General features: G+C 37.5%; 12 protein-coding genes. 9 read left to right on the top strand and 3 right to left on the bottom strand.

Translation table 11 applies throughout. The features are described 5' to 3' along the window. Positions 1-2 precede the first annotated feature (2 nt). The 3 genes from ABYT26_RS09545 to ABYT26_RS09555 all read right to left on the bottom strand — a co-directional run bounded on the left by ABYT26_RS09545 (position 3) and on the right by ABYT26_RS09555 (position 9,833). On the bottom strand, positions 3-1,835 hold the full coding sequence (locus ABYT26_RS09545) for a RagB/SusD family nutrient uptake outer membrane protein (protein ID WP_372753243.1): 1,833 nt from the start codon (positions 1,833-1,835) through the stop codon (positions 3-5). A gap of 10 nt (positions 1,836-1,845) precedes the next feature. Beyond that, positions 1,846-5,001, bottom strand: coding sequence for a SusC/RagA family TonB-linked outer membrane protein (locus ABYT26_RS09550; protein WP_372753245.1), 3,156 nt, complete (start codon positions 4,999-5,001; stop codon positions 1,846-1,848). A 746-nt stretch (positions 5,002-5,747) separates the two neighbouring features. After that, positions 5,748-9,833, bottom strand: a complete 4,086-nt coding sequence (locus tag ABYT26_RS09555; RefSeq protein WP_372753247.1) for a two-component regulator propeller domain-containing protein — start codon at positions 9,831-9,833, stop codon at positions 5,748-5,750. Between the two features lie 265 nt (positions 9,834-10,098). On the opposite strand from ABYT26_RS09555, the gene ABYT26_RS09560 reads away from it, so the two are divergent. The 9 genes from ABYT26_RS09560 to ABYT26_RS09600 all read left to right on the top strand — a co-directional run bounded on the left by ABYT26_RS09560 (position 10,099) and on the right by ABYT26_RS09600 (position 25,058). Next, positions 10,099-13,203, top strand: a complete 3,105-nt coding sequence (locus ABYT26_RS09560; RefSeq protein WP_372753249.1) for a glycoside hydrolase family 2 TIM barrel-domain containing protein — start codon at positions 10,099-10,101, stop codon at positions 13,201-13,203. A 33-nt stretch (positions 13,204-13,236) separates the two neighbouring features. Continuing rightward, a complete protein-coding gene (locus tag ABYT26_RS09565; RefSeq protein ID WP_372753251.1) occupies positions 13,237-14,829 on the top strand; it encodes a sulfatase in 1,593 nt (530 codons plus the stop codon). 129 nt (positions 14,830-14,958) lie between these two features. Then, a complete protein-coding gene (locus tag ABYT26_RS09570; RefSeq protein WP_372753253.1) occupies positions 14,959-16,383 on the top strand; it encodes a sulfatase-like hydrolase/transferase in 1,425 nt (474 codons plus the stop codon). Between the two features lie 22 nt (positions 16,384-16,405). Further along, a complete protein-coding gene (locus tag ABYT26_RS09575; protein ID WP_372753255.1) occupies positions 16,406-17,974 on the top strand; it encodes a sulfatase-like hydrolase/transferase in 1,569 nt (522 codons plus the stop codon). A gap of 100 nt (positions 17,975-18,074) precedes the next feature. After that, positions 18,075-19,055, top strand: a complete 981-nt coding sequence (locus tag ABYT26_RS09580) for a glycoside hydrolase family protein (protein ID WP_372753257.1) — start codon at positions 18,075-18,077, stop codon at positions 19,053-19,055. Between the two features lie 23 nt (positions 19,056-19,078). Then, positions 19,079-20,200: an alpha-L-fucosidase gene (locus ABYT26_RS09585; protein ID WP_372753259.1), complete on the top strand. Its 1,122-nt coding sequence runs from the start codon at positions 19,079-19,081 to the stop codon at positions 20,198-20,200. Between the two features lie 34 nt (positions 20,201-20,234). Next, complete coding sequence (locus ABYT26_RS09590; RefSeq protein ID WP_372753261.1) at positions 20,235-21,737, top strand: sialate O-acetylesterase; 1,503 nt, start codon at positions 20,235-20,237, stop codon at positions 21,735-21,737. A 112-nt stretch (positions 21,738-21,849) separates the two neighbouring features. Next, on the top strand, positions 21,850-23,388 hold the full coding sequence (locus tag ABYT26_RS09595; RefSeq protein WP_372753263.1) for an arylsulfatase: 1,539 nt from the start codon (positions 21,850-21,852) through the stop codon (positions 23,386-23,388). 203 nt (positions 23,389-23,591) lie between these two features. Next, a complete protein-coding gene (locus ABYT26_RS09600) occupies positions 23,592-25,058 on the top strand; it encodes an arylsulfatase (RefSeq protein ID WP_372753265.1) in 1,467 nt (488 codons plus the stop codon). The last annotated feature ends 831 nt before the right edge of the window (positions 25,059-25,889 follow it).

Here is a 25,889-nt window from a genome sequence, read left to right on the forward strand (position 1 = left end):
TTTTACCAGCCGTAATTTTGCTTGAAATTAGAATACTGAGTCGTATGATCATAAGCCACTGGATACCAGTAATTCTTCGTGTCAAACACTCTTGTTTCTGTAGTTACATCCTTAACGTCATAGCTAAATGTATAGTCAGCACCACTTGTACCACTTTCAATATCTGCAGTAACTCCCTGGATAGGATAAGTAGCTGAAAATATATCTTCCGCAATCATCCATCTTCTGATATCAAACCAACGATGATTTTCAAACATCAGCTCTACGGCTCTTTCGTTTCTGATACGCTCACGTAAAGCTTCGGTAGAACCGGTATATTCGCTCGAAACATCAGGCATACCTACACGATTTCTCACTTTATTTAAGGCTGTTACAGCAGTATAGCCTAATCCATCAGGATCCGCATCGGGACCGTATGCTTCATTCATGGCCTCCGCTAAATCTAACCAAACTTGAGTCGTACGAATAAACACACCATTATAATAATAGGATTTATAAGCATTTGAGTTGTATCTGTTTGCTTCTGGCCACCACCATTTTTTACACATATAACCGGTAGGAATACTTTTTGTATAAGTACTGTTTAAATCGCCTCCACCTGTCCATGTTTCCAGATATAGGGTATTACCACTTCCGTCTACTCCATGAGCAGCACCAGGATATAGAATGTTATTATAAAAACGAGGATCTCTATTTGCATAAGGATTTGCTGCATGATCTGAGTTATCCCAGTCAAACACGGTTCCATCAGCAAATTCAAATTTATCGACTAAGTTTTGAGAGGGAGCTGCTACAGCCCATCCATAATTACCTGTTTTACCAGAAAATCGGATATTTTGCCAGTGAATAATCATATCTGTAGAACGGTTCATGCCTGTTGAATTCTTATACCATAAGGACTCAGCGCTGTAGAACTCTGGGTAGTGATAAAAAATATTGGTATAGTTTTCTGCTTGCTCTTCGGCAGTCATTCCCTCACCAGTAACAGCACGTTCGGGCATGGTAACATCAATATAATCGAGTACTTCAGCAGCATATTTAGCAGCCAACTTACTCCAATCTACACTATAATCCTGATCGGTAATGGTGTAAATACCATTTTGCATTAAAGGACTTGCAGCATACAGAGCAGCCATAGATTTAACAGCCATGGCAGCCACTTTATCAGCACGGCCTTTCTTCGCATCATCCCAATTATCAGGTAATAATTCGATTGCAGCATCTAAGCCCTCAATCAACCACTCACTTGACTCTGAATAGGTTAATCGTTCAAGATCTAATACATCATCAGAAGTATAAGCCACATCCATAATAAACATGCCTCCCCAACGGCGAATGATTTCAAAATAATACCAGGAACGCATAAAGTAAGCCTGTCCCAATAGCTCATTTTTCTCATCATCGGTAATGTCCATATCGGGCACATTTAGTAGCAATTTATTGGCAATACGAATACAATAAAAAGCATTCGCAATAACTCTTCCCTTATATGTGCCTATATTAGACTCTGAATAGCCTATTTCCGAGGCACTTTGCTGATCGAGCCATTGGCCACCATTCACTGTACTATGAAGGCTACCCCATGGATAAGTTGCAGCTGATTCATCTGAAATACAAGAAATATGGTTTCGTTGCTGATTTTGTACATTCCAGCGTGAATAATCATCTAAGGCATTGTAGCAATTATCCAAATAGCCCTGTGCCGCATCATAGGTGTCGTAAACATCCTCTTCTGAAATATCAAGATCAGGAGAAACACTTAAGTAGTCCTCACATGAAGTTAATGAAACAGACAAAAAGAGGAATATTATATTAAAATAAAATAATTTCTTCATTGTATATTGTTTAGAAGGAGGCTCTAACTCCAAAATTAATACGTTTAACCATTGGATATACAGAGGTTCCTGATTGTTCAGGATCAATGTTCTCATTAAACTTAGTCCATGTATACAAATTACTTCCATTGGTATACAACTGAAGAGAACCTAACTTAATGAGATCAGTAATTTCTTTACCAAACTTATAACTCAATTCCACATTTTTAAGTCGTAAGTAAGAGCAATCCTGATAAGAATAAGTACTCGTATTTTGACTATACGAACCATAAACGGAATGCATTGCAGACGCACTTGTTCCACTATACCATGCCTCAGCGATATCAGTTGTGTTTTTATAAACACCTGAACTACCATTAACATTGGCGTAGTTAAACATTGAACCAACCTTTTTGTACACATCAAATACACCATAAAAACTCATATTTAAAGCCCAGCCCTTATATTGAGCGGCTAAACTAAATGTGTAGTTCTTTAAGGGTTTTGTATAAGAATCGACGGCCACCTTATCCAAATCATCAATAACACCATCGGCATTGTAATCGGCATAGATATAATCACCAATAACCATAGTACTTTGGTTAGAGGCACTTTCAGGAGTCGTATAATTGTAGATATCGTCAACACTATTATAGGTCCCTAGCACAACATAGGCTTGGGTATATCCAATAGGCTTACCTGCATATTTCAAATACTCTTCCTCATAAACACCATCGCCTCTTTTTACCACTCTATTTTCGCTTATCGCAAATGAACCTTTAACATTAAACCTAAAGTTTTGTCCAATGTTTTGACCCCATCCTAACTCAAGCTCGTAACCATGGTTTTTTGTTTCTCCTACATTACCTGTAGCATCTTCAATATTATACCAAAGAGGAGACCAAACATCCATTAAAATCCCTGTTCTTTTCTCTTTAAATAAATCGATACTACCCGTAAGTTTATCAAAAAGCTTAAACTCAAGACCTAAATTTTGTTTCACTGAGGTTTCCCAGGTTGCATTTACATTGGCCACACCATCTTCCTGATACAATGGGCCATAAGAGGTTGATGAAGTACTTCCAAAACTCACACTACCACTGGTAGTATATCCCTGTAAGTATGCAAAGCGATCACTACTACTCGAGGTTCCATCCTTACCCGAAGAACCCTTTGAATAACGAATTTTCAAATTATTTAGGAAGTCACCTGCTAAATTTTTAATAAAAGGCTCTTCTGAAAGGCGATACCCAAGAGAAATAGAGGGGAAAAATCCAAAACGATTTCCCGGAGCAAAATTTTCAGAACCATTATATGCCCCATTAAATTCGACCAAATAACGCTCTTTGAAATTATAGGTAAATCGACCTACCCAGTTTTCTTCACGATATTCGTAATCAAAAGTATCATTACTATCATCTTCGAACACATGTTTTTGGCGACGGCTAAATAATGCTAGACCTGACACATTGTGATCTCCAAAAGAACGTGAATAATTTAATGCCAATTGGTAATAAAAACGTCGGGAATAACCTTCATCTAAAATATCATCATAGGTAGAATAAGTAGGTGTTTCCTGAGTCGTATCATCCGGCCAACGTGTTGATGTGTAATTATAGGATCCATCCGCATTTTGAGAAGAATAATCATATTTTCTTGAATACCTTATATAATCTGCTACTCCAAAATTACCGCCTTCGTATCGTTGAATAGTTGATTCATAATTAGAGCTTGAACTATAGGAAAGCATCCCTTCGGCACTTAATCCTTTCGTAATGAAATTAAGATCTTGTTTTAACTTAATATCATAAGCTCCCTCGAAATACTTATAAATACGTTGTCCAAGGTCTAGGTTGGCATAAATATTTCCCCCACCTGTATCATCACTACCATAAGTACCATCACTCCAATAAATCGGGAAACTATTTTGATCACCCGTATAAAGAGCATTGAAAAAAGAACTCTGACCATAACCATCTTCAGAGTTACCATCAATACGATAACCTGCCTGATTACGATGTGCATATTTTCCGGCCATATTCACACTTACCACAGTGCTTTTGGTAATATTTAAATCGAAATTAGTACGCCAATTATAACGTTTGTAATAAAAGCTAGGATCAAACAGGTCATTTTTTTGTGTTTTAAAAACATCTCCATCATTTAGATAAGACATTGAAACAAAGTATTTCATGAACTGTGAACCACCTCTTACATTAATATTATATTGCTGTTGCGTTCCCACTCCAACAATTTTATCCCACCAATCTACTTCAGGAAAATAATCACTATTAGCTCCTACCAAACCATTCTCATAGGCATTTTTCCACGCATTAATGGTTGACTCTGGAATTAAATCCTCCCATTGTCCATCATTAGATAAAGCTTCATTCCACATGTTCATGGAAGTTACATAGTCGGTAAACTTAGGAACTGTCATTGCCGTTTTAATTCCATAATTAGCAGAGAAACTAATTTTGGGTTTGTCAGACACAACACCACGTTTCGTAGTAATTAAAATAACACCATTACCCCCTTTTACTCCAAATACTGCAGTAGCAGAAGCATCCTTAAGAACTGAAATACTTTCAATTTCGTTAGGAGCCACATCATCCATTCCCCGCTCAACACCATCTACCAATACTAAAGGCGAAGCATCATTCCAGGAAGAAACACCACGAATCATGATATCTAGTGCATCAGAATCTCCAGGCTTACCATTACTGACTACAGAAGTAACCCCTGGCATCATTCCCTGAAGCGCTTCGGTAACAGATGTTACACCACCTGCTTTCTGTAGATCATCACCTTTCGTTTGTGAAATAGATGCTACTGAAGAAGATTTTTTCTGAGTTCCATAACCAACGACCAGCACTTGCTCTAACTCGGTAGCTGATCCGGTTAATTCCACGACTAGAAAAGTACTTCCAATGACTGCTACTTCTTGTGATGTATAGCCCATAAAAGAGACGATTAACACATCATCAGTATTAACCATTAAACTAAACTCTCCATTTATATCGGTAATCGTTCCAACCAATTTATTAGCAGCAGAACCTTTGACAATAACAGAAGCTCCTGGTAGAGGACCTTGCTCATCAACAACCGAACCATGAACGGAAAGTTTTTGTGCCCAACCCATTGTTGCAATTAGACACATTAAAACTGTCAGTCGAATTTTTCGCATAGTTTTTTTTTGAATTTTCAATTTCTAATTATTTCAACTTTTTATACATTTTTAACAAATGTAAACAAGTCAAACTATGGCAGCTATAACTATTTATGCAATCGTTACCATTTTTAAGCCGCTAATCCTGATTGCTGATTATCAAGGCTTAACATTTACCACTGAATTATTTTTCATACTTTCTGAATAGAAATTCAGCACTAAAAAGTTGCCATAAAATTGAAATTTTAGGATAAAATGAAGATGTCTTCTATTTCGGGGCCAAAAGTATTCATTCTTTTCAATATTCTCTTTTATATTTTTAACACTTATCTCCAATGATTTCATTTCGAATAAGCCTTAGTCAACACCCACTAGGAAATTTATATTCTCTATTTAGTATGCTGCAAAAGTCATGTTTTATAAAAAGGAATATTTCCAATCGGAAAAATTAATTTCTACCTATCTGAATCAACTTGCCTTTCTTCTTTAAATTTTCCACTTGGCTTTACCCATTACAATCTTTCTGAAAACAAAAATTAGACACGCTGATAGTAGAAACATGTTACTCTTTAAATAAAAATAGAACTTCCAGAGACGACCTCTCCTTGCTATTTTTAAAAAAATACATCACAGATTCCCTGTAATGTATTCTCAATAGTTCATCAAAACAAAGTAGAAAAACTATGAATCACTCTCCAAATAAACATTCTCCTTTTCACCAGGAGATGATGGAGCTAAGCGAGTGAAATAGAAAGACTTTTCTTCTAGATCTCAGAATTTTTTTCATCAATTTGATAAGCTGTTGGTGTTGTTCCATACATTTTTTTGAAACAAACTCCAAAATAACTCAAATCGTTAAAACCACAGTGAAAAGCTACTTCAGAAATGGTGTGCGCCTTATTTCCCAACATCTGAGCGGCTCGCTTCAAACGAATATTTCGTATAAACTCATTAGGAGCCAATCCAACCAAACTTGTCATTTTCCGATACAGCATTGAATTACTAGCATTTAATTCCTTTGCTAAGGATTTTACCGAAAATTCAGAATCCGAGATGTTTTCTTCGACAATCATTTTAGCCTGAAGAATAAAATTCTCATCAAAAGAAGTTATGGATAAATTTTCAGGTTCTAAACTCAAACACGATTTCATACGACTTTTAAATTGATCTCTCTGTTTAAGTAAAGCATTTATTCTTACCTGCAAAAGCGTATGATTAAACGGCTTTTCAATATAGGAATCGGCTCCAGCTTCGTAACCAGCAACCTTATTATCATCCCCTACTTTGGCCGTTAGTAATATAATGGGAATATGACTGGTGTTAACATTCGATTTCAAGCTTCGACAAAGCTCCATACCCGACATTCCGGGCATCATCACATCCGATACAATAAGGTCAAGATCATTGGATTTTGCAATATCCAAAGCTTCAGCACCATTAGAAGCTTCATAAAGAGTATACTGCCCTCGTAAAGAATCAGCTAAAACACTCCTAAAATCCTCATTGTCTTCAATAATCAGAATTTTACACAGTACATTTCCAGCTATTTCCGAGGAATTTTCATTTTTCTCCGAAAATTCATCTGTTCCCTGATTCTTAGGAATTAAGCCAAAATTTTCTTCCTCCAAAATAGATTCTTCCAATTCAAATGCATCCTCAGAAACTGGAAGTTCTACAATGAAAACAGAACCCTTTTCCACTTCACTTTTTACCCGAATAGTACCTCTCAGCAAATCGACTAAACTTTTGGTCAGATTTAAACCAATGCCAACACCCGATTTTTCCGACACAGTATCGTTTCGGTAGTACCGATCAAAAAGCAAGGGTAATGCATCGCTCTCAATCCCACATCCAGAATCTTTTATTCTAATTTGAATGACTGACGGTTTATCCTTCCACTTCAAGCTAAAACGAATATAACCTCCATCCTTTGTATATTTAAATGCATTCGACAACAAATTCCGAAGAATCATCTCTAATTTTTCCTTATCAATAATCCCTGCAACATCATCTTCAACATGAATGGTATAGTCCATTGATCTTTTTTCTGCCAAAGAATTAAAATCATTCACGCTATTCATAACAAAACTAGCGATATCGCTATGGACTAAATTCAAGGTCATTTTTCCATTCTCTAACTTTCGAAAGCTAAGCAGCTGTCGTATTAGGCGAATCAAGCTATTCACATTTCGCTGCATTAAAAAGAGGTTGTCTTCGGAAAGATTCTTTTTTGTAACGCTATTTTCAATTGCCGAAGACAAAATCGACAATGGAGTAAGGAGTTCGTGAGAGATGTTGGTGAAAAATTGGAGTTTATATTGATGTAATTTCTCAGATTTTGTTCTTTCTATTGATTCCAGATTCAGTTTTTGCTTGATATTATTCGTTCTAACCCTTTGTCTTACAATGGCGCCTATTATTATTCCTGATAGAATTAAATAAAGAGCAATTGCCAGATTTGTTTTAAAAGGGGAAGGTGTAATTTCAATAGATAACTCAACAGGTTCCTGATTCCAAACTCCCTGACTATTTGAACTCTTCACTTTAAAAACATAAGTTCCTGCCGACAAATTATGGTAGGATGCACTACGCATTTTTGAGCTTACATATTGCCAATTTTCATCAACTCCTTCCAACATATAGGCATATTGGTTCGCTTCTGGGAAAAAATAGCTCAGGGAAGAAAAGACAACCGAGAAATCATTACTTAGATGATCCACAACTATCTTACTTGTTTTTCCTTGAAAATACGGCACTGGCTTACCTCCAATAAAAACATCGGTGATCACAACATTCGCCTTGCAATAGTTCCCAGTAATTTTCAAAGGATTAAACATATTAACCCCATTGTGTCCGCCAATAAAAAAGTGACCCGTTTTATCCTTAAAAAAAGCTCGGGGAATAAAAATATTTCCCTGCAGACCATTTCTAAACAGGAATTTTTCAGATTTTGCCTTTTGACCTTGAAACCAGATTTTTGAAATTCCGTCATTCGTTGTCAACCAAATACTTCCATAATCATCTTGATTAATTCCATAAACTACATCCCCCAAACGATTACCTTCTGGAAGTGGTGAAAGATAACCACCACTATCTTGATCCAAGAATTGGAATCCTTGGCCTTTTGTTCCAATCGAGATCCTGTTACTGACATCCTTAAACATCGATATAATTTTAAAGGGCACTTTCTCATTTCCCCAGGGAGTAATTTTTGCCTTTCCTTTCTTAAAATCCAGATTAAAAATACCATGCGATTGGGTAGCCACATAAAAAAGCCCACTTTCATCCTTTACAATACCCGTTACATTCAGATGTACTGATTTGCCCTCCGCATCCTTCAATAAAGGAATATTTTGAATGATTTTTTGATTATTTTCTCCATTACTAATATGATTTAAGCCTAAGTTTGTCCCAACCCAAACCGAAGCATCCGTATCCAGGTATAATACATTAACATTCCGTCCCCGAAACTTATTTCTGTATTTTAAATTATTGATGTAGGCTATTTTTCCTGTAAGTGCATCGAAAGTTACAATTCCATGATATCGAGTACCCATCCACAATACAGAATCTTTGTCCCAAAGAAATGCATTCACCGTATTCAATTCAAATTTTTCTAAAATCGATTTATATTCGGGTAAATCTTTGTAGTGAAAGAATTGTTCTTTTTCAAAATCATAAACCACAAATCCAAGACTTAAAACCCCTACCAGCAATCGACCTTTATGATCCTTCTCAAAAGCATGAACCGATTGAGTTCGCTTTTGAGGATCGAGTTCAGGAATTTTCAAATACTCAAATTCATTTTGCTTAAGATAAAGTTTTTCAACACCACCTCCTTTGGTTGCTAACCACAACATGTCTGAACTGTCTCGAAAAATATTAGTAACCACATTGCAAGAAATATCTTGAGGTTCATCGGAAACCTGACATCTAACAATTTTAGAGTTTTTGCTTAATGGATATTGAATTACAGCCGCGCCATAAGGGGTTGCAAGCCAAATTCCGTTGTACTTGTCTTCTTCTAAATCAAAAATTATATTTCCAGGTATGGATTGCTTATGCTTCGGTTCGTGGACAAATTTTTTGAGTATGTTAACTTTGTCTTCTGAAGAAATATTTAAAACAAAAAGGCCACTCTCCCAGGTTCCAACCCATAAAAACCCGTGACTATCAATAAATAAAGAATTCACTACATTATCTAATGTCTTCTCATCATTACTTTCAAATAGCCTATAGGAAGTGAATGAGTTTTCATCTGGATTCAATTTCAAAACTCCATGTCCCCAGTCGCCAACCCAAATACGCCCCTTAAAATCTTCAACAATTTGTCGAGTAGTCGTGATCTTAAACTCCTCTCCGACTACCATTGAAATATTTTTTATGCTTTTCTCTTTGGGATTTACCGTAAAAAAACCTTCATCTGTAGAAATATAAATCAAGCCATTCGAAGCAATTAAAAAATCATTTACCTGAAATCCATTAATCGTCTCGGTCGCAAAATTCAAAATGGGCTCTAATTCATCCGAAAAAGCATAAAAACCAACATTCGAACAGATGTAAATATTCCCCTCGCTGTCTGATTTCATTTTGGAGATACTCATTCCATAAAACTGTCCTAAATATGGATGATTCTTAAAACTACGAAATTCATAACCATCATAGCGAACGATACCTTCAGAGGTTGAAAACCAAATGAAACCATTCTTATCCTGATGTGTAGAATATACAACATCAGAAAGTAAACCTTGAACATGATTAATTTGCTCAAAACTTAAATTATTATAGGTTTGCCCGATAGCGGGAGTGCAGAATAGAAAACAAATAATAAGAATTCTGAATTTAATCATACAGACAACTTAAAAAGGTTAGATGGGTGTTAAAAGTGGTTTTTCAATAATTAACTACAGTTACAAATTTGAGAAGATTCTGCTTTAAAACCCATTATTTGGGTCTTAATTATAATTCAAATACTACAAAATAACCGTCAATGGTCATATTCAATACTATTTGAGTTTTTATGCAGAACCATTTTAATTAGATTTTCGGTAATTTGATAAAATCAAATCGAAGATGTGCTATAAACAATTTTAGACCTACTAATATAATCAAATAATGAAAAAATCGTTTTATCTGCTACTCACATTTGCAGTTCTTATTTCAGGAATCACAAATGCTCAAGACTGGAAAGACAATTCAGTACTTCAAATTAATAAAAAACCCGCTTCCTCACTCATCATTCCTTTTGGCACAGAAATGGAAGCCAAAACAAAAAACATTGACCAATCGCCCTACTACAAATCCTTGAATGGGCAATGGAATTTCAATTTTTCAGAAAGTCCTGATGATAGACCAAAATCTTTTTATGAACCTGAATATGACGTGTCAAGTTGGGCAAAAATAAATGTCCCAGGAAACTGGGAGCTTCAGGGATATGGCATGCCCATGTATTTGAATCATCCTTTCGATTTCTCTCCAAATAAAAGACCGACACCGCCCGTTATCGATTTCATTCCAAGCCATAGCAATCCCGTTGGCTCCTACCGCAGAAGCTTTACCATTCCTAAGACATGGAAATCGAAAGATGTATTTCTCCATTTTGGTGCTGTAAAATCTGCCATGTATGTTTGGGTGAATGGCAAAAAAGTAGGATACAGTCAAGGATCTAAAACACCAGCAGAATTCAACATTACTCCTTACCTAAAAGAAAATGAAAATACATTAGCTGTAGAAGTCTATCGCTGGAGCGATGGATCATTTCTAGAATGTCAGGATTTTTGGCGTATCAGTGGTATCGAAAGAGATGTATTTGTTTATTCTACTCCAAAAACCAGAATAAAGGATTTTAAAGTGATTAGCAAACTTGACGAGAGCTATACGAATGGATTATTCGACTTGAATCTCCTCGTTCGCTCAGATGTGAAAAACAAAACTATTCTGGCCAATTTTTCAATTTTTGATGGCTCCACACGAATTAAATCCAAATCAAAACCAATCCAAGTAAAAAATAGTAAAGCGAACATTAATTTTCAGGAGGTAATTTCAAATGTAAAAAAATGGTCTGCCGAAACACCTTCTCTTTACCGTCTGGTTGTCAGCCTAAAGAGTGAAAATGGGGATCTAATTGAGACCTTTGGTGAAAACATTGGATTCAGAACCGTAGAAATCAAAAACAAGCAATTGCAAGTTAATGGACAAGCTGTTTTAGTGAAGGGTGTTAATCGCCATGAACATGATCCAAGCACTGGACACTATCTCTCAAAGGAGTTAATGGAACAGGATATCCGTTTGATGAAAGAAAACAACATCAATACTGTACGAACCTGCCACTATCCCAACGATCCTTACTGGTATGATTTGTGTGATGAATATGGTCTTTATGTGATTAACGAAGCCAACATTGAATCTCATGGTTTAGGAGCTGCTCTTCAAGCTCCATACGATTATCATATCGCCAATGATCCAGCATGGGAACTTGCCCATTTAGAGCGTATTGAGCTCATGTATGCTCGGGATAAAAATCACCCTTCTGTAATTATTTGGTCGATGGGAAATGAGGCTGGAGATGGTTGTAATTTTGTTTCTGCTTACCAATGGTTAAAAAATCACGATAGTAGACCCGTTCAGTTTGAACAAGCAGATAATAAAGCTCATACCGATATCGTATGTCCGATGTATGCAACAGCTGAAGAAATGGAAAATTATGCTCTTCAAAAAGACATCTACCGTCCTCTTATTCAATGCGAATATGCACATGCCATGGGAAATAGTGTCGGCAACTTACAGGATTACTGGACCCTTATTGAAAAATATCCCTCGCTTCAAGGCGGATGCATTTGGGACTGGGTTGATCAGGGCATTCTCAGCAAAGATAAAAATGGAAATGACTATTTCGCTTATGGTGGCGATTTAGAAGCTCCGGGAACCAGAAACGACAACAATTTCTGTATTAATGGATTGATAACACCCGACCGGAAACCAAATCCACACCTATATGAAGTGAAAAAAGTCTACCAAAATATTTCGGTACGCAAATCAGAGACAAAGAATCAATTCATTGTCAAGAATAAATTTTTCTTTTCAAATCTTACTAAATTTGACTTAAGAATAAGCATCCTTAAAGATGGAGAAATTATTTCCAAACAAATTCGATCAGACCTAAATATTGAAGCTCAATCATCGAAAGAGATCACATTGGAACTTCCTGAAATGAATGATGGCTCGCAATATTATGCCAATCTTTCTTTCCTATTAAAAGAAGATGATGGATTGCTTAAAAAAGGACATGAAGTCGCGAAAGAGCAAATTCTTCTTAAAGAAAAAACTCCTTCCTCGGCGATAAAAGCTTCAGGGGAAATCAGTTTTACCGAAACAAAGGCTGGATGGGATATAAAAACTGCCAATACAAGCCTATTCTTTGATAAATCAAAAGGAACCTTTACCCAGCTAAAAGTGAAAGGTAAAGAGTTTATACAGGAAGGTCCTCAACCCGACTTCTGGAGAGTTCCAATTGATAATGACTATGGATATAACATGGTTAAGAAACTTGGCGTTTGGAAAGATCAGGGCAAAGATGCTCAAGTTTCCAACATCAATCTGAAAGAGGAAAATGGCTTACTTATTTTCACCGTCACAAAAAGATTAGAAAAGGTATTTGGTGACTTTATCTCGACCTATACATTCAATGGAGAGGGGCTTATTCAAATTGATAATTATATCAATTTCGACCCAAATCGTAAATGTGTGAGTATTCCCAGAGTCGGTTCTCAATTACGAATAAATAAAGATTTTGAGGTCGTTAGTTGGCTTGGTCGTGGTCCTCAGGAAAATTATGCTGACAGGTACACCTCAGCCTTCGTTGGTAAATACAAGGCTACAATTGATGAATTGTATTACCCTTACATTCGTCCACAAGAAAATGGATATAGAACAGACGTAAATTCTTTGGAGCTCAGCGATGGTAAACATGGAGTGAAAATTGATGCAAAAACACAATTTTGTATGCAAGCACAATTTTATGAGCACGAGGATTATGGTAATGCGCCCAAAAGAGAAGCAAGACACCAATACGACATGCAAAAGAGAGATTATATTGTACTAAACATTGACTATGGTCAAATGGGTGTTGGTGGTGATACAAGCTGGGGACAAACTCCTCACCAAATTTATCAGCTTCTTCGTCGGGAATACCAGTGGAGCTATACCCTTTCCGTTTTTTAAATCTAACACAATAAACTTCATATCAACAAGTTCATGAAACTAATAAACTGTACAAGCAGGAGCATATTGCTTGCTCTACTTACATTCGGATTTGCATTTTACACACAGGCTAATAAGCCGAAAAAACAGCCCAACATTCTCTTTATTTTGGCGGATGATTTGGGATGGACTGACTTAAGTTGTACGGGCAGTTCGTTTTATGAAACACCCAATATAGATGGGATTGCAGCCAAAGGAATGGTTTTTTCTCAGGGTTATGCTGCCTGTCAGGTATGCAGTCCATCCAGAGCAAGCATCATGACAGGAATGTATACCACAAAGCATGGTGTAACAGAATGGATTGGACAAAAATCTGGAGCGGACTGGAGAAAAGCAAAACGATATACCCAACTTCTTTCGGCAGATTATTCACATCAGCTAAAAAAAGAGTTTGTTACTCTTCCCGAAGCTCTTAAGGAAACAGGTTACCAAACTTTCTTTGCAGGAAAATGGCATTTGGGGGGTGAAGGTTCTTATCCTGAAGATCACGGTTTCGATGTAAATATTGGTGGCTATCATGCTGGCGGACCTAAGGGTGGATATTTCTCACCCTATAAAAATCCAAAAATGACCGACGGACCCAAAGGAGAAAATCTGTCTATGCGATTGGCAAAAGAAACCGTTCAATTTATGACCAGCAACCAGGAAAAGCCATTCTTCGCCTACTTGTCTTTTTATGCCGTTCATGCTGGCATTCAGACCTCGCAGGATAAATGGAGTAAATATCAACAAAAAGCGACTGCCAAAGGAATCGAAGAGTTTGGCTATAAAATGGAACGCAGAATGCCTATTCGACAAGTACAAGACAATCCTGTATATGCTGGACTGATAGAAAATATGGACGATGCCGTTGGGTATGTAATTAACAACTTAAAAAAACTAGGCTTAGATAAGAATACCATAGTTGTTTTCACTTCAGACAATGGTGGTGTAGCTTCTGGCGATAACTTCTCGACCTCTAACCTACCTCTACGAGGAGGAAAAGGATACCAATGGGAAGGCGGAATTAGAGAACCCTACTTTATTAATGTTCCCTGGATAAAAAATGCTGGTGAAACATGTCAGGTTCCTGTATCAGGCATTGACTTTTACCCTACTCTACTTGATTTAGCAGGTGTTTCACTCAAACCGAACAATACGATTGACGGAGTAAGCCTAGTTCCCCTATTAAATAAGCATAAGATAGCAGAAAGACCCTTATTCTGGCATTATCCTCATTACAGCAACCAGGGTGGCGATCCTTCATCAATTATTCGTTTGGGGGACTGGAAACTTATTTATTACCACGAAGATGGACATAATGAACTGTATAATATTAAAAATGATTTATCTGAATCCATAGATGTATCAACACAAAATGCGGAAACAACTCAAAAGTTAAGCACTCTCTTACAAGAATGGCTTAAAGAAACGGGTGCTATCATGCCACAAGTAGATGATGAATACAATGCTAAGCTGGAAAAACAACGTCAGGAAAAGATCACCCTTAAATTATGGCCTGAACAGGAAACAAAACGTTTACAAATTCTGAAACAAGATTGGCAACCGAATGCTGATTGGTGGGGAAGCATGCTAACTACTGATTAATTACAAACTACTCCCGCTAAAAAAGCAAGATGTAAAATTTTGGAATAAGCTGGTCCATTCGACCACAACCCGAAAAACAGTAGGTTTAAACCTACAAAATTTATTAAAAAAAGCGATTATAATTTAAATATGAATCATATAACAAAATTTGCATTCTTGCTTTCATGTATCATAATATTGATATCATGTAGCCAGACTAAAATCAAAAAAAACACTCGTCCAAATGTAATTATTTTACTTTGTGATGATGCTGGTTATGCCGATTTTGGTTTCGCGGGTAGTAAGGATCTGAAGACACCAAATATCGATAATATAGCTTCTAATGGAGTCGTATTTACGGATGCACATGTTTCTGCTTCTGTTTGTGGTCCTTCCAGAGCTGGAATTCTAACTGGAAGATATCAGCAAAGATTTGGTTTTGAATGTAATCCTGATGATACTGATGGACTTGACCTTAATCAGAAAACACTGGCAGATGCCATGAAATCAGCAGGATATGCAACTGCTGCCTTTGGCAAATGGCATTTAGGAAGCAAAAAGGGATATAAGCCCAACGATAGAGGTTTCGATTATTTTTGGGGATTCTTATCGGGTGGAAGAAGTTATTTCGCAAATAAATCGACGGATACACCCGAAAACACTCACTGCATTCGTGAGAACGACCAATTCACTCCTTTAGATGGATATTTAACAAACCAATTGGGCGAAAAAGCGGCTGACTTTATCGAAACTCATAAGAATGAACCCTTCTTTATTTATTGGGCACCTAATGCGGTTCATACACCAATGGAATATACTGCAGAGGATATGGCACTATTCGAAGGTCATCCCCGTCAGAAATTAGCAGCCATGACCTGGGCGCTGGACAGAGCCGTAGGAAAAATAATCAGTAAACTTAAAAAAGAAAATCTTTTAGACAACACCTTAGTCTTTTTCTTAAGCGATAACGGCGGCGCACATAATAACCAATCAAGCAATTATCCTTTAAAAGGATTTAAGGGCAACAAATTTGAAGGTGGCATTCGTGTTCCTTTTGTTGTGTCGTGGCCAGCAGAGATTAAAGCTCATAAGTTCGAAGGCTTAACTTCCTCTTTGGATATTTTTGCAAGCTGTATAAATGTTGCCGGCATCCCTCAATACAACAAAGAAAATTATACCGATGGAGTAAACCTAATCCCCTTTCTCAAAGGTGATAGCGTGGGAGAACCCCACGCTGAGCTATTTTGGCGGAAAGACAAAATGGCCGCAGGCAGAATAGGCGACCATAAGCTGATTAAGGTAGATCGCTTAGGTTATCGATTGTATCAACTTGAGGATGATTTGGGAGAAACTAAGGATCTGAAAGAAACTGAGACTGAAAAGTTTAAACAACTAAAAAAGGAATTGAAACAATGGGAGTCGGAAATGAGCACTCCTCTATGGACTGAAGGACAGGAATGGGACACCATAACCTGGCTTATTCATAAAGATTTATACCAGAATCTTGAGCCCAAGGTGAAAAACCCAGAACAATTAAAAGCCTTTCTAAATACGAATCGATCTTTAAATCAATAGAAACTAGACTAATTTGAAAATCATGTTAAAGAAACAGTTTGGCATTTCTCTACAACAATTATTGATAATCTTCTTGCTTATTGGTGCAAGCAGCTGTGCTAAGCAAGAAAAGAAACCTAACATTATCTTTCTTCTCTCCGACGATCAGAAAGACAATACTTTTGGAGCTATGGGGCATCCCTACATAAAATCGCCCAATGTAGATCAACTTATTGGAGAAGGAGTTCGCTTCTCAAATACTTATATAGCCGAACCTATTTGTGCCCCAAGCAGGGTCGCTATGTTTACGGGAATGAATGAGCGCATGAGCGGTGTAGGTTTTACCTCCTCCTATAAAATAACCGAAGAACAATGGAGCCAATCCTATCCTGAATTATTGAGAAATAATGGATACTATACGGGAATGATTGGGAAATTTGGCATAGAATATTACACTTTCAAAGGAAAAGCGGCAAGCAAATTTGATTACTGGAAAGCTCATGATGGCTGGGCCAAATTCTGGCCGAAAACAGCGAAGAACTGTTCTGCCTATTTCGATTCTGGTGAAGATATTATTACTCCGGTAATGGGCGAAAGTATCGACGATTTTTTAAGTACTGTTCCCAGTGAGAAGCCTTTTTGTTTATCAGTAAGTTTCTCTGTACCACATGGTAGTCAGATCAAATCTATGTATCCAAATAATAAAGCTGCTGCCGACTGCATGATTCCTGCTAATGAATATGAAAAGTTAAAAGGACATCCATTTTACGATACTCTTTATCGCAAGGCAGGCATACAAATTCCTAGGGAAACAGCTACCGATCCCTATGTAAATATTCCATTTGATGTATTGGATCAATATAAGGGAAGAGCCGACAAGATTTATAGTTACGATTATGATACCATTTCCTGTTACGAACACCATATTCGCTACTACCAAATGATTTCAGCCATGGATAAGGTTATTGGCGATATGGTAAAATCACTGGATGAAAAAGGCTTAAGCGAAAACACAATTATAATTTTTGCCAGCGACCACGGACTCCTCATGGGTGAATATGGAATGGGTGGCAAAGCGCTTTTATATGATTTAACAACAAAAGTACCATGTTTCATTTACGATCCTCGATTGCCAAAAGATAAAAGAGGAATCAACAACGACAAATTGGTATCAAGTACCGATATCACATCCACTATTTTAGATTATGCCGGCATTACTCCTCCCCAAAATATGCAAGGAACAAGTTTAGTTCCCCTAATGACAGGAGAAGATGTTCAATGGAGAGATGAATTGTTTTTAGAAAGTATGTACACCGGACGGGGAAATCCGATTTGTGAAGGCATGAGAATGGGTGATTGGAAATACATTCGCATGTACCAAATTAATAAAAAAAAGTATACGGAAGAAGACATCGATTTCTCTGCTCGTAAACCTGATTTTGAGCAACTGTTTAATTTGAAGACTGATCCCGAGGAGATGAACAATTTAATTGAAGAATACGAAGGTGCTGAAATTCTAACATCATTACGGAAGAAAACAGCCAAACATGCCACTCAAATGAATTTAGATAGAGATAAATACAAAAAAAACACAAACGTAAAGAAAAGATAGAATTATGCGCAAAACTTATAAAAACACAAAGCGAAATATTTTTCTTCTGACTCTTGGCTTATTTGCGTTTTCCCTCTTTAGCAACGCTCAATCCCACAAAATGGATTTTGAATATGTGGGAATAGCAGTTCAACAGGATAGCATGCACATATGGGGCTCATCTCCTATTTGTGGCCCTGATGGGAAGATACATCTCTTTGTAGCACAGTGGTCAATGAAAACACAAAGCGATTTTAGTGGCTGGTATAAAGATTGTGAGATTGCCCATTATGTAGGCAATTCCCCCGAAGGACCATTCAAATTTGTACGCATTGCTGTGGCCGATCAGGATGGTAAATTTAATTCACCACACAATCCCACCATTAAATATATCGATGGACGTTACGTGCTCTGTTTTATTGTGAACGAAAACAATGATCTGAAAACGCAACGCATTGTGATGTATGTAGCCGATAATTTGGATGACAATTGGAGACCCGCTTCAGGAGCCGAAGCCGATGGAACCATCCTACGGAAATCAACAGACCCTTCCTATTGGAACTATACCGCAAAACTAGGAGTCTCAAATCCCACACTAATTAAGCACAAGGGAAAATATCTACTCTACGATAAGTCGGTCGTAAAGAAGGAACCCAAAGGCTACGCTTATGTGTATGGTGTTTCGGTATCGGATCGTTTAGAGGGTCCATACATTCACCATCCGGAGCGCGTAACAGCACCCAGGATGCAACTCGAAGATGCCTATGCTTTTAGCATGAATGATTCCGTGTATTTAGTAACCCGCGATTTCCATGCTTCCTTAGGTTCCAATGGTGGCGGATTACTTTGGAAATCAGATGATGGTTTCTTTTTTAATGAAAAAGAAACCCAACGCTCCTATGAGGATCTGGCACACTATCTTGGAAAAGAAACACTAAGCAATGCGAAGCTATATAGAGGAAAAATACATGGAAACCTGGAACGCCCTCAAATCCTTTTTGTAGATGGCAAACCTGCCTATATCTATCTGGCAACAGGAATAAATGCTAATGAAGGCTTTGGGAGTTGCTCACATGTATTTTGCATTAAGAACAATTATTAATTAGAAATTTTAAAATAATTATAATGGATAGAAGAAAATTTCTTGAATTATCAGCACTTGGAAGTGCTGCTGTCATGTTTTTACCGAGTTGTTTCGGGGAGATTAAAAATGAAATTCCTCCTTTTTTAAACGAATACAAAGATCTCTATCGTAAAGATCCCAGAGCTGCAGCCGTAGAATGGTTTAGAAATGCACGGTACGGAATGTTTATCCATTATGGTCTGTATTCCTTACTAGGAAGACACGAATGGGTGCAAATTAATGAGAAAATACACGTTGCCGAATATGCCAAGCTAAAAGATCAGTTTACCGCTGAGAAATTTGATGCCGACTTTATTACTGATTTGGCACTTGAGGCTGGCATGAAATACATTAACATCACCACACGTCATCACGATAGTTTCTGCTTGTGGGATACCCAATATTCCGATTTTAAGAGCACCAATTCTCCGGCGAAAAGAGATTTAGTAGCCGAACTATATGAGCAGTGTAATAAAAAAGGATTAGGCTTCTATTTATACTATTCTCATGGTCGCGATTGGCGTCATCCACATGCACCAAATAATGATAATTGGGGAGGTGCTGCACGACCAAAATTTGAAACTCCTGAACCCTATTACAAATATGGAGCTGAACATGACCTCAACAAATACGTTGAATTTATGTCGAACCAAATCAGCGAGTTAATCGATATGTTTCCAAATATTGGAGGCATTTGGCTCGATGGTATTGGGGTTCCCAAATCGCGTGATTTTTCTGCTTTTAAATGTCAGGAACTATACGATATGATTCACGCCAAACAACCTCACATGTTGGTTTCCTATAAGCAAGGACTACTTGGCACGGAGGATTTCCTTGCTCCAGAGCATAAATACAAAGCAGAAGATGGCATTACCAAGCCTCTTGAGATATGCGATCATCTACAGAAAAAAGGATGGGGCTATACCAAAAGCGAAGACGGAAATCACAAAGACAAAGAAGCCGTTATTGCGATGCTGAAAAAAGCGAACAGCTATCCAGCTAACCTATTGCTAAATACAGGTCCTCTTCCATCTGGAGAAATGCATCCCGAAGATGTAAAAGTACTTCGCGAAGTGGGTGAGATCATTCGTACGAAAGGCTGGGAAGGTTTATTGAAATCATAACAAGAATTAAATTATAACATACGAAGGGTCACCTATGAAGACTTTATTTACTACTCTGTTTACCTGTATAATTCTGTTTACGAATACATATGCAGGAAAGCTACATCTTGCCTCATTGTTTCAGGAACACATGGTTCTTCAGCGAGATATGCCGTTAAGTATTTGGGGAGAAGCCAAACCCAATGCATCCGTTTTTATTCAATTGGCTTCAGATAGTACACGAGTAACAAGCAATGCCGAAGGAATGTGGAAAGCTACATTACCGGCACAAAAAGCAGGTGGCCCTTTTACATTTTCAGTACGTTCGGCTTCTGAATCACATGTATTCAACGATGTGATGATTGGGGAAGTTTGGATTTGTTCTGGTCAATCAAATATGTTTATGGGCTATCAGCAGATACCTGAACTCAAAGCATTGGATTCACTAGCTCAAAACATTCGTTCGTTTAGGGTGAAAAATACCGTTGCTTTCAGCGAACAAAAATATCTGGATGGCAGCTGGCAGCTCAAAAATCCGCCAAGTGCTGTAGCCTTTTCTTTTGCCTATCATCTTCACAAAGCAATTGATGTTCCTGTGGGAATCATCCTTACCTGCTGGGGTAGCTCCTCTATAGAGGGCTGGATGCCCAGAGACTTGACAGAAAAACTACCCCATTTTAAAAGCATCATGAAAGAATTTGACGCTGACACAGAAAAAAAAGCACACATCGATAGCATTTTGTCCATATCTGGAACTAGAAAAAGAAAGGACGATATTTTTCTGCGTACTCAACCTAACATTCTCTATAATGCGATGATGAAACCTCTGGCTCCCTACGCTTGTCGCGGAATAGTTTGGTATCAGGGCGAAGCCAATAGTCGGACAATGGAAAGCATGCTTCAGTATGGCACTAGCCTACCCCTATGGATAAAAAGACTGAGGAAAGAATGGCACAATGAAAAGCTTAACTTTATCGGGGTTACTCTTCCTGCCTTTGGGAATAAATTGCATAAAAAAGCAAAATCAGATCGCATACTTGAAAATCCGAATGCTCCCTCTTGGGCTTGGATCCGTGAATCGCAATTAAAAGCTTTGGAGCTATCCAATACCAGCATGATAACTACCATCGATTTAGGCGAAAAAAACAACATCCATCCTAAAGACAAATTACCCGTTGGTCAAAGGCTTGCCCTATTGGCTGAAAAAAATACACTAGGAATATCTATTGATGCTGAAGGTCCTACACTCAAAAAAATCTCTATCAAGAAAAATAGAATCATTGTACATTTTAACAATGCACAAGGCTTAAAAACAAAAGATGGAGAAGCTCCCAAAGCTTTTTTCTTAGCCGATGAGTCACAAAACTGGGTTCAGGCAGAAGCTAAAATTAAAGGGAAGACTGTAATTTTGCAATGTGCTGAAATCAGCAGCCCCTTGTATGTTCGATACGCTTTTGCAGCAATGCCAAAGGTGAACCTAGTGAATAGAGTCGACCTGCCAACTCGCCCATTTAGAAGCGATACTTTTTCTCCACCCCTAGCTATTGAGGATCAGTAAGAAAAGCAGATTACCCAAAATCAGCCAAAGATAAAAGCTTAAAGCAGACAACACTAAAATAGCAATTTACACAGTCTAAATACTTCATTTTTACTAAAAATAAAGAACACAAATGATACGCCTAAAAACAAAAAAGCATATTACAAAAGCCATTTTTATACTTTGTATGTGTTCCATGATTCAAATTACTCATGGACAAAACACTAAAAAACCCAATGTCATTTTTATTCTGGCCGATGACCTAGGATATGGTGATGTAAGTTGTTACAACGAACAATCAAAGATACAAACGCCAAACATCGACCAACTGGCTTCTACAGGGGTAAAATTCACAGATGCACATACCAGTTCATCGGTTTGCACTCCAACACGATATGGAATATTAACAGGAAGATATAACTGGCGTTCAGAGTTAAAAAAAGGAGTATTAAATGGATTCAGTAAGGCTCTAATTCCAGAAAGCAGAGCAACTGTTGCCACTCTAATGAAAGAAAATGGCTACCAAACAGCTGGAATTGGTAAGTGGCATTTGGGCTGGGAATGGAATAATGTTGATGCTGGTAAAGATCAGGTTGACTACTCAAAGAAAATTAAAAATGGTCCTAGCACAGTCGGTTTCGACTATTTTTACGGATTCAACGGCTCCTTGGATATGGGACCCTATGTTTGGGTAGAAAACGACCAACCCACAATGGTTCCTACCAAAATAACTTCAAATCCGGGGAAACAATCCATTTGGCGAAAAGGACTTACCTCCGACGACTTTGTGCACGAAGAAGTACTACCACACCTCACCGAAAAAGCAGTAGGCTATATTGAGCAGCACGCAAACAATGAAAAACCATTTTTCCTCTATCTTCCTCTACCCGCGCCTCACACTCCCATTTTGCCCACTGAAGAATTTAGAGGAAAAAGTGGCTTAGATAATCCTTACGGCGATTTCGTGATGATGGTAGATTGGGTGGTCAGTGAAATCACAAAATCGTTAAAAGAACAGGGGATTGATGAAAATACCTTACTCATTTTCACCAGTGATAATGGATGCTCACCCAAAGCAAATTTCGAGCAGTTAGCCACCAAGGGGCACAGTCCTAATGGGAACTGGCGAGGAGGAAAAGCCGATATTTATGAGGGAGGTCACCGTATTCCTTACATTGTAAATTGGCCAGCCAAAATAAAATCTTCAAGTTCGAATCAATTGCTTTGTACCACTGATTTGTATGCCACCTTAGCCGATTTATTAAAAATAAAAACACCAGATAATAGAGCAGAAGATAGCTACAGTTTTTTGCCTGCCCTAGGAATAAAATCAAAAGCACCAGTAAGAGAAGACATTGTAAATCATTCCATCAACGGCTCATTTGCCATTCACAAAGGTGATTATAAAGTTATCTTTTGTCCGGGTTCCGGAGGATGGAGTGCGCCAAAACCCAACTCTAAAGGCATACAACTCCTACCAAAGGTTCAAGTTTACAATCTTAAAAAAGATGCCAGAGAAACTCATAATATTCAGAGCGACAATTCCGAAATCGTAGAAGAATACCGTCAGCTACTAAGTAAATATGTGCGCGAAGGTAGAAGTACCCCAGGTAAAATACAGCAGAACGATGGTCCGGAATTTTGGAATCAGCTAAAATGGATGAATGAATAAAATTCACATCAAAAAATAAGCTTGGCATAGTAATTATGCCAATAAAATAATTTTAATACAACCTAGCCTGAGACATTCTCTAAGCCAACAGGAATTCTTTATATACACGTATTGGAATAAGACCGCATTATTTTTATATTAAATCTGGTGATAGTTTACACTAGCCCAGCTTTAAAAAACACAATTATCAAATTACAATTAAGATGAAAACTTTTGTACAACTGCTTTTAGGAGCATTTTTAATCATAACGACTTTCTCCTGTCAAAATGCAGAAAAAGAAAAAAAGGAGGAAACCTCTAAACCAAACATCATATTTATTCTTACCGATGATTTGGGCTTTGGTGACCTCGGTTACTATGGGCAGAAAAAAATAAAAACGCCCAATTTAGATCATATGGCGTCGAAGAGTTTGGTTTTTTCCAATGCCTATGCCGGAGGTCCTGTTTGTTCACCCTCAAGAGCATCGCTGATGACAGGATTGCATCAAGGACATTCTCCAGTAAGGAACAATCCTCCTTCAGGAAGTGAAGAGGTTAGCTACGGTAAAGATGATGTGATTCTATCTCAGAAAATGAAACAAGCGGGTTATACAACTGCCTGTTTTGGAAAATGGGGCGGTCCACAATCATCCGAAGGATATCCAACAAAAAAAGGATTTGATAAATTTATTGGTTACGACACTCATAAATGGGCTCATAATTACTACTCCGACACCTTACGATCCAACGATACCTTGATATACCCAAAGCGTGATTATCCTCAATTCATGGAAGATGGAAAAGTGTATTCTCATGATATTTTCATTCACGAGTCCTTGAATTTTATCGAAGAGAATCAAAACGATCCCTTTTTCTTGTACTTAGCCATAACCATTCCCCATTCTCCTTACAATCCTCCCAAATCTTATTTAGAACCCTACAAGGATAAGGATTGGCCTATGAAATACAAACGCTATGCGGGTATGGTAAGCAAAATGGATTACGATGTGAACAGGATCTTGCAAAAACTAGATGAACTGGGAATAGCGGAAAATACCCTTGTAATCTTTACCAGCGATAATGGACCACAATCAAGCTATGGTAAAGGCGAAAATGATATGACTCAGTTTTTCAATAGCAACGGAAAGTACCGTGGTATTAAACGAGATATTCTTGAAGGTGGTGTTCATGTTCCATTTTGGGCCTACTGGAAAGGAAAAATAGAACCTAAAGAAACAGATCATACAACCTGCTTTTTTGATGTGATGCCTACTTTATGCGAACTTGTTGGAGTTGATGCACCCGAAAACACCGATGGATACTCAATACTACCAACAATATACGGGGATGTTGAAAACCAAAAAGAACATGATTATTTCTATTGGGAATACATGGTTTGTTGGGCAGGCAAAGAAAATGAAGCTTGTCGATATGGAGTTCTTGACATTAAAAATAACATGAAAGCCATAAAATATGGAAAATATGGTGACACCCAGCTTTTTAACATCAAAACAGACACAACCGAACAAATTAATATTGCTGATAAACATCCAGAATTGGTGGAAAAACTAAATGCTAAAATGGTAGAAATGCGAGATTCAAGTGATATCTGGATTCTACCCAAAAAACCATTTTTTGCTCCCAAAAATTACAATTCACATTACACCGGAGATAATAGATGGGTTTACTAGCTCTACAAACACACATTTTAATTCATGATTCTATTTGACATAACACTCAGAAAAAAGGAACACAAGGTGAAAGGTGAAAGGGAAAAAAAAGAACCACAAATGTCACAAATTAAAAAAAACAATAGACACAAATCCTTAAATAATTAACAATTAGAAATTAATAATTGGACGCAATAACGCAGGGAAAAAAAGTCCACAAATTTTCACAGATTAAAAACGAGCTAGACTCAGATTACGCAGAAAGAGAAAGGTTAAAGTGTAAAGGTTAAAAAGTCCACAGGATGCTGATCGATGAGCCGGACCCGCATCAGAAATAAGTGTGTGAAGAAAAAAATCCGTTTTAAAAATGGATTCTATTTTTGATAGAAGTAGTAAGCTGGAAAGCAAACAGCATTTGAAAAAGGAGAATAGGATGAATCATTTTTTAAACATTACTTTTTTTTAGCCTTTGAAGCGTGATGGGTCACCGAGTGCCGTCGTCTAGACTTTTTGATTCTTTTGTGGTCATGACAAAAGAATAGCCCGTCTGGCTTTAAGACAAAAGGAAGAAATAGAAATCTAAAGGTCTAAGGTCTAAGAGTCGAAGCGTCAAAAAATAGTTCTGCAAGATTGAAGCAGATTGCCACGTCCCCGATTAATCGGGAGAGATCTCTGGAGGGCATGACATTCATTAATGAGGAATTAAGAATGAAGAATTAATAATTGGACGCAATACCGCAAGAAAAAGGGAACCACAGATTTCTCAAATTTTCACAGATTAAAAACGAGCTTGACGCAGATTACGCAGAAAATAAATGATTCAAAAAAGATGAATTAAGAATACAACTCTCA

Source organism: Labilibaculum sp. (assembly GCF_041595635.1).
GTDB lineage: Bacteria > Bacteroidota > Bacteroidia > Bacteroidales > Marinifilaceae > Labilibaculum.